10 protein-coding genes are annotated in these 17438 nt (G+C 65.0%); 5 read left to right on the forward strand and 5 right to left on the reverse strand.

Translation table 11 applies throughout. The features are described 5' to 3' along the window. Positions 1–19: 19 nt before the first annotated feature. The 4 genes from aroQ to CXQ81_RS05760 form a co-directional block, all read right to left on the reverse strand. A complete protein-coding gene (gene aroQ / locus CXQ81_RS05745) occupies positions 20–475 on the reverse strand; it encodes a type II 3-dehydroquinate dehydratase (protein ID WP_007921644.1) in 456 nt (151 codons plus the stop codon). A 144-nt stretch (positions 476–619) separates the two neighbouring features. Next, complete coding sequence (locus tag CXQ81_RS05750; RefSeq protein WP_101336723.1) at positions 620–2413, reverse strand: protein-disulfide reductase DsbD; 1794 nt, start codon at positions 2411–2413, stop codon at positions 620–622. A 185-nt stretch (positions 2414–2598) separates the two neighbouring features. Further along, entirely contained in the window at positions 2599–4563 is a 1965-nt protein-coding gene (locus tag CXQ81_RS05755; RefSeq protein ID WP_101336724.1) for a methyl-accepting chemotaxis protein, read from the reverse strand. A 52-nt stretch (positions 4564–4615) separates the two neighbouring features. Further along, on the reverse strand, positions 4616–6280 hold the full coding sequence (locus tag CXQ81_RS05760) for a PleD family two-component system response regulator (protein ID WP_007921641.1): 1665 nt from the start codon (positions 6278–6280) through the stop codon (positions 4616–4618). A gap of 292 nt (positions 6281–6572) precedes the next feature. Between CXQ81_RS05760 and CXQ81_RS05765 the strand changes: the two genes are divergently transcribed. The 4 genes from CXQ81_RS05765 to speA all read left to right on the forward strand — a co-directional run bounded on the left by CXQ81_RS05765 (position 6573) and on the right by speA (position 10892). After that, complete coding sequence (locus CXQ81_RS05765; RefSeq protein ID WP_053259488.1) at positions 6573–7640, forward strand: DUF2333 family protein; 1068 nt, start codon at positions 6573–6575, stop codon at positions 7638–7640. A 3-nt stretch (positions 7641–7643) separates the two neighbouring features. Continuing rightward, positions 7644–8180 carry an NUDIX hydrolase gene (locus CXQ81_RS05770; protein WP_007921639.1) on the forward strand — a complete coding sequence of 179 codons (537 nt, stop codon included), beginning with the start codon at positions 7644–7646 and terminating at the stop codon, positions 8178–8180. 203 nt (positions 8181–8383) lie between these two features. Beyond that, positions 8384–8755 (forward strand): translation initiation factor Sui1, encoded by a 372-nt coding sequence (locus CXQ81_RS05775; protein WP_007921638.1) that lies wholly within the window; start codon positions 8384–8386, stop codon positions 8753–8755. Positions 8756–8978: 223 nt separating this feature from the next. Next, positions 8979–10892: an arginine decarboxylase gene (gene speA / locus CXQ81_RS05780; RefSeq protein WP_092422387.1), complete on the forward strand. Its 1914-nt coding sequence runs from the start codon at positions 8979–8981 to the stop codon at positions 10890–10892. A 61-nt stretch (positions 10893–10953) separates the two neighbouring features. Here speA and CXQ81_RS05785 read toward each other — a convergent pair whose 3' ends face one another. After that, positions 10954–12300, reverse strand: coding sequence for an MATE family efflux transporter (locus CXQ81_RS05785; RefSeq protein ID WP_101336725.1), 1347 nt, complete (start codon positions 12298–12300; stop codon positions 10954–10956). A 189-nt stretch (positions 12301–12489) separates the two neighbouring features. Here CXQ81_RS05785 and CXQ81_RS05790 point away from each other — a divergent pair, with 189 nt between their 5' ends. Next, the gene (locus CXQ81_RS05790) at positions 12490–17394 is read left to right on the forward strand and encodes an alpha-2-macroglobulin (RefSeq protein ID WP_101336726.1); all 4905 of its coding nucleotides are present in this window, start codon (positions 12490–12492) and stop codon (positions 17392–17394) included. The last annotated feature ends 44 nt before the right edge of the window (positions 17395–17438 follow it).

Raw genomic sequence — 17438 nt, forward strand, 5'->3', positions numbered from 1 at the left:
ATCAACTCCCAAGGGTCGGTCAGGGGCGTTTAGCTTGTTGTTCAAGCTGCTCTAGTGCGGCCTCCAGGGCCAGTCGGTAACCGCTGGCGCCAAGGCCGCAGATCACTCCCACCGCAACGTCGGAGAAGTAGGAGTGATGGCGGAAAGGTTCGCGTTTGTGCACGTTAGACAAATGCACTTCGATGAATGGGATGCTCACCGCCAGCAGCGCGTCACGTAATGCGACGCTTGTATGCGTAAAAGCTGCTGGATTGATCAGAATGAAGTCCACGCCTTCATCGCGGGCGGCGTGGATACGGTCGATCAATTCGTACTCGGCGTTGCTTTGCAGGTAGAGCAAATGGTGGCCGGCCTCGCGGGCCCGGCGTTCCAGGTCCTGATTGATCTCAGCCAGGGTGACTGCACCGTAGACCCCCGGTTCACGGGTGCCGAGCAGGTTCAGGTTGGGTCCGTGAAGAACCAGTAGGGTCGCCATCTGCCGTTCCTTGTTATTGCGCAGTGATTGGAATGTGCGGTTATCAGAACCCGGCGACTATGCCGCAAAGCCTTTGTGACTGTCCAGTTCTCTGCAATAGGCAGCACGATGACCGATGTTTACCTAAAATATGTGACCAACTGACTAAATCCGGTCATTTGCTGCAGCAATGCGTTCAGCGAAGTCCGCGGCGCTGATTTCGCCGACCACACGCACATCGGCACGTTCGACGCCATCTTTGCCGAAGAACATCAGCGCCGGCGGGCCGAACAGTTGGTAGCGGTCCAGCAGGGCGCGCTGTTCGCGGTTGCTGGCGGTGATATCGAAGCGCACCAGGCGGTAGCCCTGCAGGCGTTCGACGACCTGGCGGTCGTTGAGCACCTCGCGTTCGATGACTTTGCAACTGATGCACCAGTCGGCGTACCAGTCGAGGAGCAGCGGGGTACCGGCATTCCGGGCATCGGCCAGGGCCTGCTCCAGCTCACCGGGGGTGGTGATGGTCTGCCACTGGCCGGCGCTGGTTTGTCCGGCGCTGTTGCTGGTGGCCGCGACCGGTGGGCGGGCGAGCGGGCTGAGCGGGTCGGTCTGGCCGCTGAATGCGCCGTACCAGCAGGCCAGGGCATAAAACAGCAGGAACAGCCCGCCCAGCTGCGCCAGGCGCGCGCGCGGTGCCTTGTAGACAAACTCCAGGGCACCGAGAAACAGGCCGACGCCGGCCGCCAGCGCGCCAATCAGCAACAGGCTGATCTGGCCCGGCAAGACCCGGCTCAGCAGGCCGATCGCCAGGCCGAGCAACAGCACGCCAATGGCGTTTTTCACGTAGACCAGCCATGGCCCGCTTTTCGGCAGCCAGGCCGCGCCGCCGGTGGCCACCAGCAACAGCGGCGCGCCCATGCCCAGGCCCAGGGCGAACAGTTTCAGGGCACCGCCCAGGGCGTCGCCGCTGGCGCTGATATACAGCAGGGCGCCTGCCAGCGGCGCCGAAACGCAGGGCGATACCAGCAGGCTGGACACCACCCCGAGAATCGCCGCGCCCCACAGCGAACCACCCTCGGTACGCCCGGCGATGCGTTCCAGGCGCTGGCTGATAAAGCGCGGAAGCTTGAGTTCGAAGACATCGAACATCGCCAGGGCGAACACGACGAAGAACAACGCAAAGGGCACCAGCACCCAGGCCGATTGCAGGCGTGCCTGCAAATTGAGCTGGGCGCCGAACAGCCCCATCAAGGCGCCGAGCAGGGCGAAACAGGCGGCCATCGGCAACACGTAGGCGAGCGACAGATTGAAGCCGCGCCAGCCGCCGACCTGGCCCTTGAGGACCACGCCGGACAGGATCGGCAGCATTGGCAGGACGCAGGGGGTGAAGGTCAGGCCGATGCCGGCCAGGAAGAACAGCGCCAGTTCGCGCCAGCTCCAGGCGGTTTTCCCATTGTCGGTAGCGGGGCCGCCGGCACTTGAGGCATTTGCCGAGGAGGCCGCGCCATCGATCTGCAAACGCTCGGTTTCCGGTGGATAACACAGGCCCTTGTCGGCGCAGCCCTGGTAGGTCACGGCCAGGGTGAAGCCCCGTTGGTCCGTGGCGCTGCGCGGCAGTTCGACATCGACAATGCCGTGGTAGACCTCGACGTCGCCGAAAAACTCATCGTGTTTCTGTTCGCCCTTGGGCAGTTGGGCGGCACCCAGGGTGATATCGGCGGGCTCGGCGCGGAACTGGAAGCGGTGGCGATAGAGGTAGTAACCCTCGGTGGCGACGAAACGCAGCTTGATCGACTGCGGCGTGCTTTGCAGCAGGCTCAGTTGGAACGCTTCGCGCACCGGCAGGAAGTCGGCGCTGTTGTTGATCGAACCCAGGGTCGAACTGGGGCGGCTGTCCAGCAACCCGGCGGCGTTCGCCGGCAGGGCAAGCACAAACAGCATCAGGCAAAGCAGGCGACGCATGGCAATCTCGCGAATCGAAGGTGTGCGCATGATAGCGGAGAGCGGTGGGGTATGCGTATGCGCCCCGTAGCCGCTGCCGAGCCTGCGACCGCGTTCTTTCAGGCAACCTGCATAGGCCGGTTTTGCGAGGACTGCGTCCTCGATCGCAGCCTCGCAGGCTCGGCAGCGGCTACAGGACTATAGGGCTAGACGCGGAATGCCTGCACCGCCGTGTGCAGCTGGCCGCCCAGGGCCAGCAGGTTCTCGCCTTGTTCGCGGCCTTCGCCGATGCGTTGCAGGTTATCCCCGCCCAATTGATGGATGCGCTCGCTGTGGTCGCGGATTTCGCTGACGGCGCCGCTTTGCTGGGCCGTGACATCGGCGATGCGGATGGCGGTATCGGAAATGGTCTGGATCGCCCCGACGATTTCATCCAGCGCACCGTCGGCGGCCTGGGCCTGGCTGGCCGTGGCTTCGGCATGTTCGACCTGGGCGCGCATGCCTTCCACCGATTGCCGGGCGGCGGCCTGCAGGCCGGCGATCAGGGTCTGGATCTCGGCGGTGGCACCCGCCGTGCGTTGGGCCAGGGAGCGCACTTCTTCGGCGACCACGGCAAAACCGCGGCCCATTTCCCCGGCTCGCGCGGCTTCGATGGCGGCGTTCAGGGCCAGCAGGTTGGTCTGGTCGGCGATGGAGCGGATCACCGTGAGTACGCCGCCGATGGTCGCCGACTCCTCGGCCAGTTGTTCGATCATCTGCGCATTGCCTTGTACTTCGCCGACCAGGGCATGCAACCCGGTCAGGCTCAGGCCGATCACTTTCTGCCCCTGTTCCACCGCCATTCCGGCACTGCGGCTGGCATCGGCGGCCTGGCTGGCATCGCCGGCGACTTGCTGGATGGTCGCTTCCAGCTCGCCCAGGGCGTCGCGGATCTGCGCGGTGTCGCCGGCCTGGCGCTCGGCCCCGCCGTGCAGGCCACTGCTCAGTTCCGCCAGGGCGCGGCTGCTGCCGGCGACCTGTTCGGCGTTCTGCCGGATGGTGCCCACCAGGTCCACCAGGTAGGCGCGAAGGCGGTTCAGGGATTCTTCGATGTCGTGCAGTTCGCGGTTGGTCCGGCCCAGCTGGATGTCGCGGCTGAAGTCGCCTTCGGCCCAGGTCGACAGGGCCGGCGCCAGATTGGTCAGGACCCGTGCCAGCCGACGCTGCAAGGTGTCGATCAGCAGGGCGATCAGCAGGATCAGGCCGATCATCAGGCCCTGCATCAGCCGCACTTCGCCCTGGATCTGCCCGTGCTGGGCGCGCACGACCGGTTCCAGTTCGGCGATGGCCTGCTGCACGGCGGTGATTTTCAGGTGGGTGGCGGCGCTGAGGTCGGCGCGTTTCTGGATCTGTTCGCGGGTGCGGTTCAGCTCGGCGGGGTAGCGGCCGAGCAGGCTGTTGAGTTCGCGCTTGAGGCCGATGCCGGCGTCTTCGACGGCGGCCTTCTCAGTGTTCTCCAGGCCCATCATGGCCGCGAAGTCATCGGTGTTCGACGCATTGCTGGCCGCGACACCCAGCAACGGCAGGGTTTCCAGCTGCTCGGCCTGGGCGCGCATGTTGCTCACTTCGCGCTCGACATCGGCGGCCAGTTCGCTGCGGCCGCTGCTCACCAGTTTGTCGCGGGCCAGGGACAGCTTGCCCAGGTGCTGGGAGGCGGTCAGCAGCAACGGCAGGTAGGTCGCGGCGCTCGGATTGCTGGCCGCCCCGGTCGCGTACTGGCTCAGTTGTTCGAGGCTGGCCCCCAGCTCGCGCTCGGCCTGCAGCAGCAGCGCTTGCGGATCGCCGGCCAGTTTGCCGGCGGCCAGCAGGTCGGTCTTGCTGAACTCGGCCAGGCCCGACAGGCTCGGGCGCAGGCTTTGCGCCAGTTCCGAGGGCAGTTCGTCGAGCTGGGCCTGCTGGGTTTCGATGGCCTGGCTGGCGCTGCTCAGGCGCAGGGCGTCGCCGCTGGCCAGGTAGTCCTCGATGTTGCGCGCCACCTGGTTCTGGAACTGCTGGGACAGCCCCAGGTAGCGCTCCATCAATAGGTAGGGGCGTTCGAGGGCGCGTTGCGACCACCAGAGCGTTGCGCCCAGGGCCAGGCAAACGGCAACTAATAGCAGGGTATTGAGATTGGTCAGCAGCTTCAGGCGCATCGCGTCCTACCAACGACTTGAATGGTAAGCGCCTGAACTTATTGCGTTTGTATTACAGGGTTATGACCGAATCGGTGGATTCCGGTGAAAAAGTGGCGCTTTGATGGCGCGCTGCCTGGACCCGGTTGCGCCCGCTGTCCTTGGCACGGTAGAGCGCTTCGTCGGCCTGGCTGGCCATCATCAGGCTGTCGGAGTCTTCCCGCAGTTCAACCACTCCGGCGCTGAAGGTGCACCACAGGTCCTGGGGCTGGGCCGGGTAATGGATTTCGGCAAAGCGCTGGCGGATTTCATCCAGCACCTTGCAGGCCGCTTCCAGGTCGGTGTCGGGCATGACGATGGCGAATTCTTCGCCACCGTAGCGGCCGATGAAGTCGGTCTTGCGCAGGCGTTGCTTGAGAAACAGCGCCAGGCTCTTGATCACCCGGTCGCCCATGGGGTGGCCGTGGCTGTCGTTGACCCGCTTGAAGTGGTCGATGTCGAGCATGGCGAAGCTCAGCGGCTTGTTTTCGCGGCGCGCGCGGAAGCTGCAGTCTTCGAGCAGTTGCAGGATATGGGTGTGGTTGTACAGCCCGGTCAGGCTGTCGCGGACCATGCGCGCCTTGAGGTTGCGCGCGCGGGCGGCGCGGTTGCGCACGGTGGTGATCAGGTGGCGCGGCTTGATCGGCTTGGTCAGGAAGTCGTCGCCGCCTTCGCTCATGGCGTCCAGCTGCTTGTCCAGGTCGTCTTCGGCCGACAGGTAGATGATCGGCACGCTGACATAACGGTCGTTATGGCGGATTACCTTGGCCAGCTCGGTGCCGGTACAGGCCGGCATGTACATGTCGAGGATGATCAGGTCCGGCTGGAAGTCGGCCAGTTCGGCCATGGCCTGGATCGGTTCGATCAGCGTCCGGGTAATGATCCCGGCGCTGTTGAGCAGGCGCTCGGTGTGCAGGGCCTGGGCGCGGGAGTCGTCGATGATCAGCACTTTATAAGGTTCGTACTGGGCGACGCAGGTGAGGATCTCGATCTTCTCCAGCAGGCTCGAGGCTTCCAGGGTGCCGGTGAGGAACTCCTGGCCGCCGGCGCGCACGGCGGCCAGGCGGGTCGGGGTGTCGGTTTCGTGGAGGCTGAAGAACAGCAGGGGCAGCTTCTGCTCCAGGCCTTCCTGGGCTTCGGCGGCCAGTTGCAGGCCCATGCCGTTGCCGCAGAAGTCGACGTCGATGACGATCGCCGCCGGCAAGCGCTCGACCATCGAGGAGCGGAACGCGGCGATGCTGTCCAGGGACTGGGCGCTGAGGCCGAAGAATTCCAGCTGCTTGGCCAGGCGCTCGCCGCGATCGTGGTCTTGCAGCATCACGTAGATCGGCTTGCGCAGGGGCGGCAGGAAGGTCTGCTCCAACTGGTCGCCATGGCGCAGGCCGGTGCGCGACAGGCGTTGCATCAGGCGGTTGAGGTCGGTGATCAGGCCGCTGCTCAGGCGCCCGCGGTTGGCGTCCACCGCTTCCAGCGAGTCGCTGATGCTGCGCGCCAGCTGGGTATGTTCGGGTTGTTCGAAACGTTCGGCGAAACGCAGCAGGCGCAGGTTGGCCTCGCTGAGTTCGGACATGTCGGCTGTCGACCATTCGCTGCGCTGCAGGCGCTGCCATATCTCGAGGATCTGACGCGCCTGGTGAATTACCCGCTGGGCAAAGTGGTGCTTGAGGCGCTCACGGCTGGGGTCTTCTGGCTCGGTCATATCCTGACTACTAGTTAGGGTGCATGCTGAGATCGACTGGTGGCTCTATGCTAGCACCTCTTATGGATTGTACGAGTGTCGTACGTCAACAATCTGCAACGCGACCTTATTCAGTTCCCGACCGACTGGTCGCATAGGTTCTGAACTGTGCTTCATTTATAGTGGCCGCTCGATGTACACCCGGCATGTGGCGCCTTGCGCGGCGGATGATTTTTAATCCGCTCGGTTCGAGGCACGATGGAGTAGGGTTGTGGTCGAACCGATGAACCCAAGTGATTGAAAGGATATAGCCATGCTGGACTGGAAGAACCGCGCGGGCAGCGCGCCGGATCGTGCTGCCGAACCCAAGTCGGCGACACGCAGCTACTTTGGTGGCCTGCTGTTCAGCCGCGCCCTGGGCACCCTGGTGGCCTTGTACCTGCTGGTGGCCGGTGCCCTGGGCTGGTACTGGAGCCAGGAACCGTCGCTGTTCCCCGTCCAGCAAGGCGCGCAAATTGCCGCCGAGAAGGAAGGCAAGCAGATGGTCGTGGGCTACACCACGGTGGAAACCCTCAAGACCGTGGCCGGCACCCTGCTGAACAAGCCGGGTGGCTATATCTCCAACGACCGTTTCCCGCCGGGCCTGTGGATGGACAACATGCCGAGCTGGGAATACGGCGTGCTGGTGCAGGTCCGCGACCTGACCCGGGCCCTGCGCAAGGACTTCGCCCGTTCCCAGTCGCAGTCCGCCGAGGACGCCGACCTGGCCAAGGCCGAGCCGCGCTTCAACTTCGACAACAAGAGCTGGGTGCTGCCGTCCAGCGAGTCCGAGTACCAGGAAGGCATCAACTCCCTGAGCCGCTACCAGGCACGCCTGTCCGATCCGAACCAGAAGAGCGCGCTGTTCTACGCCCGTGCCGACAACCTGAACAACTGGCTGGGTGATGTCGGGACCCGCCTGGGTTCGTTGTCCCAGCGCCTGTCGGCCAGCGTCGGCCGGGTCAAGCTCAACACCGCGCTGAAAACCGAAACCCCGGCGCCGGGCCAGTCGCCGCAGGTCGACGAAGAGGTGGTGGAAACTCCTTGGATGCAGATCGACAACGTGTTCTATGAAGCGCGCGGCCAGGCCTGGGCCCTGTCGCACCTGCTGCGTGCCATCGAGGTCGACTTCGCCGACGTGCTGGCCAAGAAGAACGCCACTGTCAGCGTGCGCCAGATCATCCGTGAACTGGAAGCGTCCCAGGAGCCGATCTGGAGCCCGATGATTCTCAACGGCAGTGGCTTCGGCGTGCTGGCCAACCACTCGCTGGTCATGGCCAACTATATTTCCCGCGCCAACGCGGCTGTCATCGACTTGCGTCAATTGCTCAATCAGGGTTGATTCATGGTGGTTACCTCCAATGAGGCCGCGCATCGCGCGGCCTCCGATGCCGAACAAGTCGCCTGGGTCGATGGCGAAGACCAGTTGCTGGGCACGCTGGCACGCTCGGAGTTGCGCGAGCGCGGCCTGATCGGGCGCGGCACCTATATCCTGCTGTTCAATTCCGCCGGCGAGCTGTGCGTGCATCGGCGCACCCTGAGCAAGGCCATTTATCCCGGTTACTGGGACGTGGCCGCGGGCGGCATGGTGCTGGCCGTTGAAAGCTACGCCGAGTCGGCGGCCCGGGAGCTGGAGGAAGAATTGGGGGTGAGCGGGGTGGAATTGACCGCCCATGACCATTTCTTTTTCGAAGACACCGACAATCGTCTCTGGTGCTCGGCCTTTTCGGCGGTCTGGGACGGGCCTCTGCGCCTGCAGCCGGAAGAGGTGCTGGAAGCGCGCTTCATTGCGATCGACGAAGTGATGCGGGAAATCACCGAAAAGCCCTATTGCCCGGACTCCCTGGCGGCCTTGCAGCGCTATCTGGCGCGGCGTCGCTAAAGTTGTATAAATTGGCGCGGTTAGGCTCTTAGCAAGTCGGCTTTTTGCCGTTACACTGCGCGACCTTTTTCAAGCTGAGCCGGCGTTGCTTCTTATATAAGCGCACCGGTCCAGTAGCGCTGCCCCTGCCTGAGTGGGGCTTCGCGGTCGATGGCACAGGCCATGTGCTTCGACCAGTCTTTGTCCTCCCAAGAGGATTGCCGGTGGCCAAAAAAGCCGCATCCTTCGCCGCCCTTGGTGGCCTGGTATTTTCCACCGACGCAGGTCGACATTGCCCGGACTGTAGCCAGCCGGTGGCAGCCTGCATCTGCAAACAAACCGTTATCCCTGCCGGCGACGGCATCGCTCGCGTGCGTCGCGAAAGCAAGGGCCGCGGCGGCAAGACGGTGACCACCATCACCGGCGTGCCGTTGGCCGAAGACGCGCTCAAGGAGCTGGCGACCACGTTGAAGAAACGTTGTGGCACCGGTGGCGCGCTGAAAGACGGCGTCATCGAGATCCAGGGCGATCATGTCGAGCTACTCTTGGCAGAGCTGATCAAGCACGGTTTCAAGGCGAAGAAGTCCGGCGGCTAGCAGCCTCTGTGAAAACCACCCCCGACTTGATGCAGCCCTGATCCGATTCAGGCTCGCCGTCGTCTTCATGGTTTTCACAGAGCCTGTTCATGACCGGTTTCTAAACTCAGCGCTGTAACCGAGGTCTACGTCCTCGTTGCAGGCTAATCGTCATTTTCATTCTTTAGACTGCGCCAGCCCCGGACCGGGGTGGCGCTCTATGACTTCTTTATAGGGGACTTCGATGTCCGTACGACGCACACGCAAAGACGATGGCAGCCAATGGACAGTTGCGGACAGCCGCAGTGTTTATGGGATTCGCCATTGGGGGGCCGGGTATTTCGCGATCAATGACGCCGGTCGCGTCGAAGTTCGTCCGAACGGCCCGAACAGCTCGCCCATCGACCTGTTCGAACAAGTCGAGGAGCTGCGCAAGAGCGGCTTGTCCCTGCCGCTGCTGGTGCGCTTCCCGGATATCCTGCAGGACCGCGTGCGCCAGCTGACCGGTGCCTTCGACGCCAACATCGAGCGCCTGGAATACCAGAGCAAGTACACCGCGCTGTACCCGATCAAGGTCAACCAGCAGGAAGCGGTGATCGAGAACATCATCGCCACCCAGAACGTCTCCATCGGCCTGGAAGCCGGCTCCAAGCCCGAGCTGCTGGCGGTGCTGGCGCTGGCGCCGAAAGGCGGCACCATCGTCTGCAACGGTTACAAGGACCGTGAGTTCATCCGCCTGGCGCTGATGGGCCAGAAGCTGGGCCACAACGTGTTCATCGTGATCGAGAAAGAATCCGAAGTCGCCCTGGTGATCGAAGAGGCCGCCTCGCTCAAGGTCAAGCCGCAGGTCGGCCTGCGCGTGCGCCTGTCGTCCCTGGCGTCGAGCAAGTGGGCCGACACCGGTGGCGAGAAATCCAAGTTCGGCCTGTCGGCGGCGCAGCTGCTGTCGGTGGTCGAGCGTTTCCGCGGCGCCGGCCTGGACCAGGGCATCCGCCTGCTGCACTTCCACATGGGCTCGCAGATCGCCAACCTGGCGGACTACCAGCATGGCTTCAAGGAAGCCATTCGTTACTACGGCGAGCTGCGCAACCTCGGCCTGCCGGTGGATCACATCGACGTCGGCGGTGGCCTGGGCGTGGACTACGACGGTACCCACTCGCGCAACGCCAGTTCGATCAACTACGACATGGACGACTACGCCGGTGTCGTGGTCGGCATGCTCAAGGAGTTCTGCGACGCGCAGAGCCTGCCGCATCCGCACATCTTCTCCGAAAGCGGCCGTTCGCTGACCGCGCACCACGCCATGCTGGTGGTGCAGGTGACCGACGTCGAGAAACACAACGACGACGTGCCGCTGATCGAGAACAAGGAAAGCCTGCCGGAAACCGTGCAATGGCTGGTGGATCTGCTGGGCCCGACCGATATTGAGATGGTCACCGAAACCTACTGGCGCGCCACCCACTACATGAGCGACGTGGCCGCCCAGTACGCCGACGGCAAGCTGACCCTGGCCGAGAAAGCCCTGGCCGAGCAGTGCTACTTCGCCGTGTGCCGGCGCCTGCACAACTCGCTGAAGGCGCGCCAGCGCTCGCACCGCCAGGTACTGGACGAACTCAACGACAAGCTGGCCGACAAGTACATCTGCAACTTCTCGGTGTTCCAGAGCCTGCCGGACACCTGGGCCATCGACCAGGTCCTGCCGATCATCCCCCTGCATCGCCTGGACGAAGAGCCGCTGCGCCGCGCCGTGCTGCAAGACCTGACCTGTGACTCCGACGGCAAGATCAACCAGTACGTCGACGAGCAGAGCATCGAGACCAGCCTGCCGGTGCATGGCCTGAACGAGGGTGAGGACTATCTGCTGGGCGTGTTCCTGGTCGGTGCCTACCAGGAGATCCTCGGCGACATGCACAACCTGTTCGGCGATACCGACTCGGTGAACATCTACCAGAACCCGAACGGCACCGTGTACCACGCCGGGATCGAGACCCATGACACCATCGAAGACATGCTGCGTTACGTGCACTTGTCGCCGGAGGAGTTGATGACTCATTACCGCGACAAGGTGGCCAGCGCGAAGATCAGCGCCAGCGAGCGTACCCAGTTCCTCGACGCCCTGCGTCTGGGCCTGACCCGCTCGTCGTACCTGTCTTCCTGAGGTTTCGACGGCTCAAGAAAAACCACCGCTTGCGGTGGTTTTTTTATGCGCGCCGCAAAGCTCAGCGGGCCGGGCTGAACCAGCCATCGTGCCGGCGCAGCCCGAGGGCGAAGGCCAGCAGAGTCAGGCTGCGCACCAGCATGAACAGCAGGAACGTCAGCCACAGGCCGTGGTTGCCCAGGCCCTGCAAGGCCCAGGCGCAGGGCAGGGTGAGGAGCACGCTGAGCAGCATGCCGTTGCGCATTTCCCGGGCGCGGGTGGCGCCGATGAACAGGCCGTCCAGCAGGTAGCTCCAGACCGCGATCAACGGCAGGGCGGCGAGGTAGGGCAGGTAGGTGAAGGCGGTCTGCCGCACTTCGGCGATGTCGGTCTGCATCTCGATGAACAGGTGCCCGGCGCACAGGAACAGCACGGCAAAACCGATGCTGGCCAGCAGCGACCAGCCGCCGGCGACCACCAGCGAGCGGCGCAGCGCCAGGCGATCGCGGGCGCCGATGGCGTGGCCGCACAGGGCTTCCACCGCGTGGGCCAGGCCGTCCAGGGCGTGGGCGGTCAGCAGCAGGCCGTTGAGCAGCAGCGCGTTGGCGGCCACGGTCGCGTCCCCCAGGCGCGCGCCTTGCACGGTGATCAGGAAGAACACCGATTGCAGCGCCAGGCTGCGGATGAAGATGTCGCGGTTGACCGCCAGCAACGGCCGCCAACTGGCCCAGCGCTGCAACGCCGCCCAGGCAATCTGCCCCGGGTAGGCGCGCAGGGCCGGGCGGGTCATGGCCAGGCCGATCAGCGCACCGGTCCATTCGGCGATCACCGAGGCCCTGGCCGAGCCGGCCACGCCCCAGTCCAGGCCCAGCACGAACCACAGGTTGAGGGCGATGTTGATCAGGTTGGTGCTCAGCAGGATCGCCAGCGGCGCCCGGGCGTTCTGGGTGCCGAGGAACCAGCCGACCAGGGCCATGCTGGCCAGCGCCGCTGGCAGCCCGAGCAAGCGGGTATGGAAGAAGGTGCGGGTCATTTCGTCCAGCTCGGCCGAAGGCTGCATCAGCTGCAAGGCCGCGCCGCTCAGCGGCACGCCTATGGCGCCCAGCAGCAGGGCCAGACCCATGGCCAGCAGCAGGCCTTGCACCAGGATCTGCCGCAGCGCCGCACCGTCGGCGCGCCCGGCGGCCTGGGCGGCAAAGCCGGTGGCGCCCATGCGCAGAAAGCCCATGGCCCAGGCCAGGAAGGTATAGAGGCTGGCGCCGACCGCCACCGCGCCAAGTTGGTGGGCATGGGGCAAATGGCCGATGACGGTGCTGTCGACCAGCGCCACCAGCGGCACGGAAATATTGGAAAGAATCATCGGCGCGGCCAGCGCCCACACCCGAGCATGGGTCGGACGGTGGCGCCAGGCAGAAATCAGGCTGGACATGCAGGCTCCTTGAGAGCGGGCATTGTAGCCGCTTGCCCGCCCGGCCATGCCATCCCGATCACGGCCCGAATCCTACAAAGACGCTGCGGGTGATAGGCCCTCTGTCGATCAATGTGCGCTGCGCCACAGCCAGCCGGACGGCGGTGAGATATAGTTCAACCCTTCGATACTCCTGCCAATGAGTGCCCCATGTTTAACAAAGGATTGTTCCTGGCCTGTGCGCTGGCCTTGCTGAGCGCTTGCGATTCCTCGACCTCCGACAAGGCGGCGACCCCTTCGGCTCCGACAGCGGCAGTGCCCGCGGCCAAGGCCCGGCCCGTGCAGGATGTCGCTGTGCTCAAGCAACGCTACGCCGGTCGCGAGTTGAACGTGGTGGACGTGTCCGAGGTGCAGCTCGACGGGGCCAGCACCCTGTCGGTGAGTTTCTCGGTGCCCCTGGACCCGCAGCAGAAGTTCGCCGACAAGCTGCATCTGGTGGACAGCAAGAGCGGCAAGGTCGACGGCGCCTGGGAGCTGTCGGACAACTTCATGGAGCTGCGCCTGCGCCACCTCGAGCCGCAGCGCAAACTGGTGCTGACCGTCGACGCCGGGCTGCGCGGGGTGAACGACGCGACCCTGGCTGCCGAATACGTCAGCCGCCTGGAAACCCGCGACCTGCAGGCCACAGTCGGGTTCGCCAGCCGCGGCACCCTGTTGCCGACCCGCCTCGCCGAAGGCCTGCCGGTGATTGCGCTGAACGTCGACAAGGTCGACGTCGAGTTCTTCCGTATCAAGCCCGAATCGCTGCCGATGTTCCTCGCCCAATGGGGGCGCAATAACAGCCTGCACAGTTACGAGTCCCGGGAACTGCTGCCGATGGCCGACCTGGTGTATGGCGGCCGCTTCGACCTCAATCCGGCGCGCAATACCCGGGAAACCCTGCTGCTGCCGATCGCCGGGCTCAAGCCGCTGCAACAGCCGGGCGTGTACCTGGCGGTGATGCGTGCCTCGGGCACCTACAACTATTCGCAACCGGCAACCCTGTTCACCCTCAGCGACATCGGCCTGTCGGTGCACCGTTACCAGAACCGCCTGGATGTCTTCACCCAGGCTCTGGAAGGCGGCAAGGCGCTGGACGGCGTCAGCCTGGAGCTCTTGGATGGCGATGGCCGCGTGCTTGGCCAGGGCAAGACCGAGAAGGGCGGCCATGCTGAGTTGCCGCTGCCGAAGAAAGCTGAAGTGCTGCTGGCCCACCAGGGCGAGCAGACCAGCCTGCTGCGCTTGAACGGCGCCGCCCTGGACCTGGCCGAATTCAATATCGGCGGCCCCCAGCCCCATCCGTTGCAGTTCTTCGTGTTCGGCCCCCGCGACCTGTATCGCCCGGGCGAAACCGTGCTGCTCAACGCGCTGCTGCGGGACAAGGACGGCAATGCGGTCAAGCCGCAGCCGGTGAGTGTCGAAGTGCGCCGGCCGGATGAGCAGGTCAGCCGCAAGTTCGTCTGGGACGCCGATGCCTCGGGGCTCTATCAGTACCAGTTGCAACTGGCCGGCGAAGCGCCGACCGGGCGCTGGCAACTGGTGTTCGACCTCGGCGACGGCAAGCCGCAACTGTACGAATTCCTCGTGGAAGACTTCCTGCCCGAGCGCCTGGCGCTGGAACTCAAGGGCAGCGACACACCGCTCAAACCGGACGAGACCGTCGAGATCAGCGTCAACGGCCGTTACCTGTATGGCGCCCCGGCCGCCGGTAATCGCCTGAGCGGCCAGATCTATGTGCGGCCGCTGCGCGAGGCGGTCAAGGCCTTGCCGGGCTACCAGTTCGGCTCGGTCACCGAAGAAGAGCTGAGCCAGGACCTGGAGATAGAGGAGTCGACGCTGGATGAAAACGGCGAAGAGCTGATCGCCCTGGAAAGCAAATGGGCCGAGGCCCGTTCGCCGCTGCAACTGATCGTCCAGGGCAGCCTGCAGGAGTCGGGCGGTCGTCCGATCACCCGGCGGGTGGTGCTGCCGGTATGGCCAGCGGACAGGTTGCCGGGGCTGCGCGCGCTGTTCGACGGTGCGGAAACCGACGGCGACGGCCCGGCCGAGTTCGAACTGTTGGTGGCCAACAATGAAGGCCAGAAGCTGGCGGCGGACAACCTCAAGGTGCGCCTGGTGCGCGAGCGCCGCGACTACTACTGGAATTACTCGGAAAGCGACGGCTGGAGTTATCACTTCAACGAGAAATTCCTCACCCAGGACGAACAGGTCCTGAGTATCAAGGCCGGCGCTAGCGCGAAGGTCAGCTTCCCGGTGGAGTGGGGCCCTTATCGCGTCGAGGTCGAAGACCCGCAGACCGGGCTGGTCAGCAGCCTGCGTTTCTGGGCCGGCTACCGTTCCCAGGACAACGCCGAAGGCGGTGCGGTGCGCCCCGACCAGGTCAAGCTGGCGCTGGACAAACCGCTGTATGGCGACGACGACACCGCCAATGTCACGGTGACCCCGCCGGCCGCCGGCAAGGGCTACCTGCTGGTGGAGTCCAGCGACGGTCCGTTGTGGTGGCAGGAAATCGACGTACCGGCCGAAGGCAAGAGCTATGCGATCAAGCTCGATCCGAAATGGGCGCGCCACGACCTGTACGTCAGTGCGCTGGTGATCCGCCCCGGCGAGCGCAAGGCCAACATCACCCCGAAACGCGCGGTGGGCGTGTTGCACCTGCCCCTGGATCGTACCCAGCGCAAGCTCGGCCTGACCCTGACGGCGCCGGAAAAAATGCGCCCCAAACAGCCGCTCAAGGTGAAGATCCAGGCCAGGAACGCCGATGGCAGAGTGCCGAAACAGGCCCATGTGCTGCTGGCGGCGGTGGACGTGGGCATCCTCAACATCACCGAATACCCGACCCCGGACCCGTACTCCAGCCTGTTCGGGCGCAAGGCCTATGGCGCCGACCAGCTGGATATCTACGGCCAGTTGATCGAAGCCGGCCAGGGCCGCCTGGCCAGCCTGGCCTTCGGTGGCGACGCGGCGCTGGCCAAGGGCGGCAAGCGTCCGGACACCAGCGTCACCATAGTCGCCCTGCAAAGCGCGCCGGTGACCCTGAACGAGCAGGGTGAAGGCGAAGTCAGCGTCGACATCCCCGACTTCAACGGCGAACTGCGCCTGATGGCCCAGGCCTGGACCGACGAACGCTACGGCATGGCCGAAGGCAAGACGGTGATCGCCGCGCCGCTGATCGCCGAACTGTCGGCGCCGCGTTTCCTCGCCGGCGGCGACCAGACCACCCTGGCGCTGGACCTGTCCAACCTGTCGGGCAAGGCGCAGAAACTCGATGTGCAACTGAGCGCCGAAGGCCAGCTGGCGCTGGTCAACGAAACCCGTCAGAGCGTGCAACTGACCCAGGGCCAGCGCACCACGTTGCGGATTCCGGTGCGGGCGCTGGGCGGCTTCGGCCAGGGCAAGGTCAAGGTGCTGGTCAATGGCCTGGACCTTCCGGGCGAGAGCCTGCCACCGTTCAGCCGCGAATGGACCCTGGGGGTGCGACCGGCTTACCCGGCGTTGCTCAGGCATTACCGCGCGGTACTCAAGGATCAGCCGTGGAGCCTGCCGGAAGGCGAGCTGGCGGCATTCGAGCCGGCCGGGCGTGAAGCACTGTTGAGCCTGTCGAGCCGGCCGCCGCTGAACCTCGGCGAGCAGATCCGCGCACTCAAGGCCTACCCCTACGGCTGCCTGGAACAGACCACCAGCGGCCTGTACCCGGCGCTGTACGCCGATGCCGTCAGCCTGAAACGCCTGGGCCTGGAAGGCGAGCCGGATGCCGAGCGCAAGCGCAAGATCGAGCTGGGCATCGAACGCCTGCTGGGCATGCAGCGCTACAACGGCAGCTTCGGCCTGTGGGGCGCGGACGGCGAGGAGGAATACTGGCTGACCGCCTACGTCACCGACTTCCTGCTGCGGGCACGCGACCAGGGCTTCGCGGTGCCGGCCGAGGCGCTGAAGAAGGCCAACGAACGCCTGCTGCGTTACCTGCAGGAGCGCAACCTGATCGAGGTCAACTACAGCGAAAATGCCGAGCACACGCGCTTTGCCGTGCAGGCCTACGCCGGGTTGGTGCTGGCGCGCAGTCAGCAGGCGCCGCTGGGCGCGCTGCGCAGCCTGTTCGAACGGCGTACCGATGCGCGCTCCGGCCTGCCATTGGTACAGCTGGCCATCGCCCTGCAGAAAATGGGCGACCAGCCACGGGCCGAGCAGGCCTTGACCGCGGGCCTGGCGGCTTCGCGCAACAGCAAGGACTGGCTGGCCGACTACGGCAGCCCGCTACGGGATCAGGCGCTGATCCTGGCGCTGCTGGAAGAGCACGACCTAGCCAAGGGCAAGCGCGAGGAGCGGCTGTTCGAGCTGTCCGACCAACTGGCGGCCAGCCCGTACCTGTCGACCCAGGAGCGCAACTCGCTGTTCCTCGCCGGTCGCGGCCTGCTGGGCAAGCCGGAAGCCAACTGGACCGCACAACTGAGCAGTGGCGCCGAAAGCCGCGAGCTGAACAACAGCCAGCCCGGCCTGAAGCTGCAAGGCGCGTTGCTGGCGTCGCCGTTGTCGATCAGCAATCGGGGCAGCGAGCCGGTGTACCAGCAACTGACCATTTCCGGTTATCCACAGCAGGCGCCGCTGGCCGGTGGCGAGAACCTGAGCATTCGGCGCGAATACCTGGGGATGAACGGCCAGCCACTGAATCTGCGGGCCCTGGGCAGCGGCGACCTGGTGCTGGTGCACCTGGCGGTCAGCGCCAAGCAACGGGTGCCGGATGCGCTGGTGGTGGACCTGCTGCCGGCCGGCCTGGAACTGGAAAACCAGAACCTGGCGCAGAGCGCCGCCAGCCTGGAAAACGCCAGCAGCCAGGTCAAGGAATGGCGCGAGTCGATGCAGAACGCCAGCCTCAAGCACCAGGAATTCCGCGATGACCGCTACGTGGCGGCGCTGAACCTGGACGGCTACGACAGCGTCACGCACCTGCTGTACCTGGCACGCGCAGTCACGCCCGGCACTTACCGTGTGCCGCCGCCGCAAGTGGAGTCGATGTACCGGCCGAACTGGCAGGCCGTGGGTGAAACCCTGCCGGAGATGGTGATCAAGGGGCGTTGAGAAGGGCGATCGCGGCAAGCGCGTTCCTTATATAGGAGCGAGCT

This window comes from Pseudomonas sp. 09C 129 (genome assembly GCF_002843625.1).
GTDB classification, from domain to species: Bacteria; Pseudomonadota; Gammaproteobacteria; order Pseudomonadales; family Pseudomonadaceae; genus Aquipseudomonas; species Aquipseudomonas chlororaphis.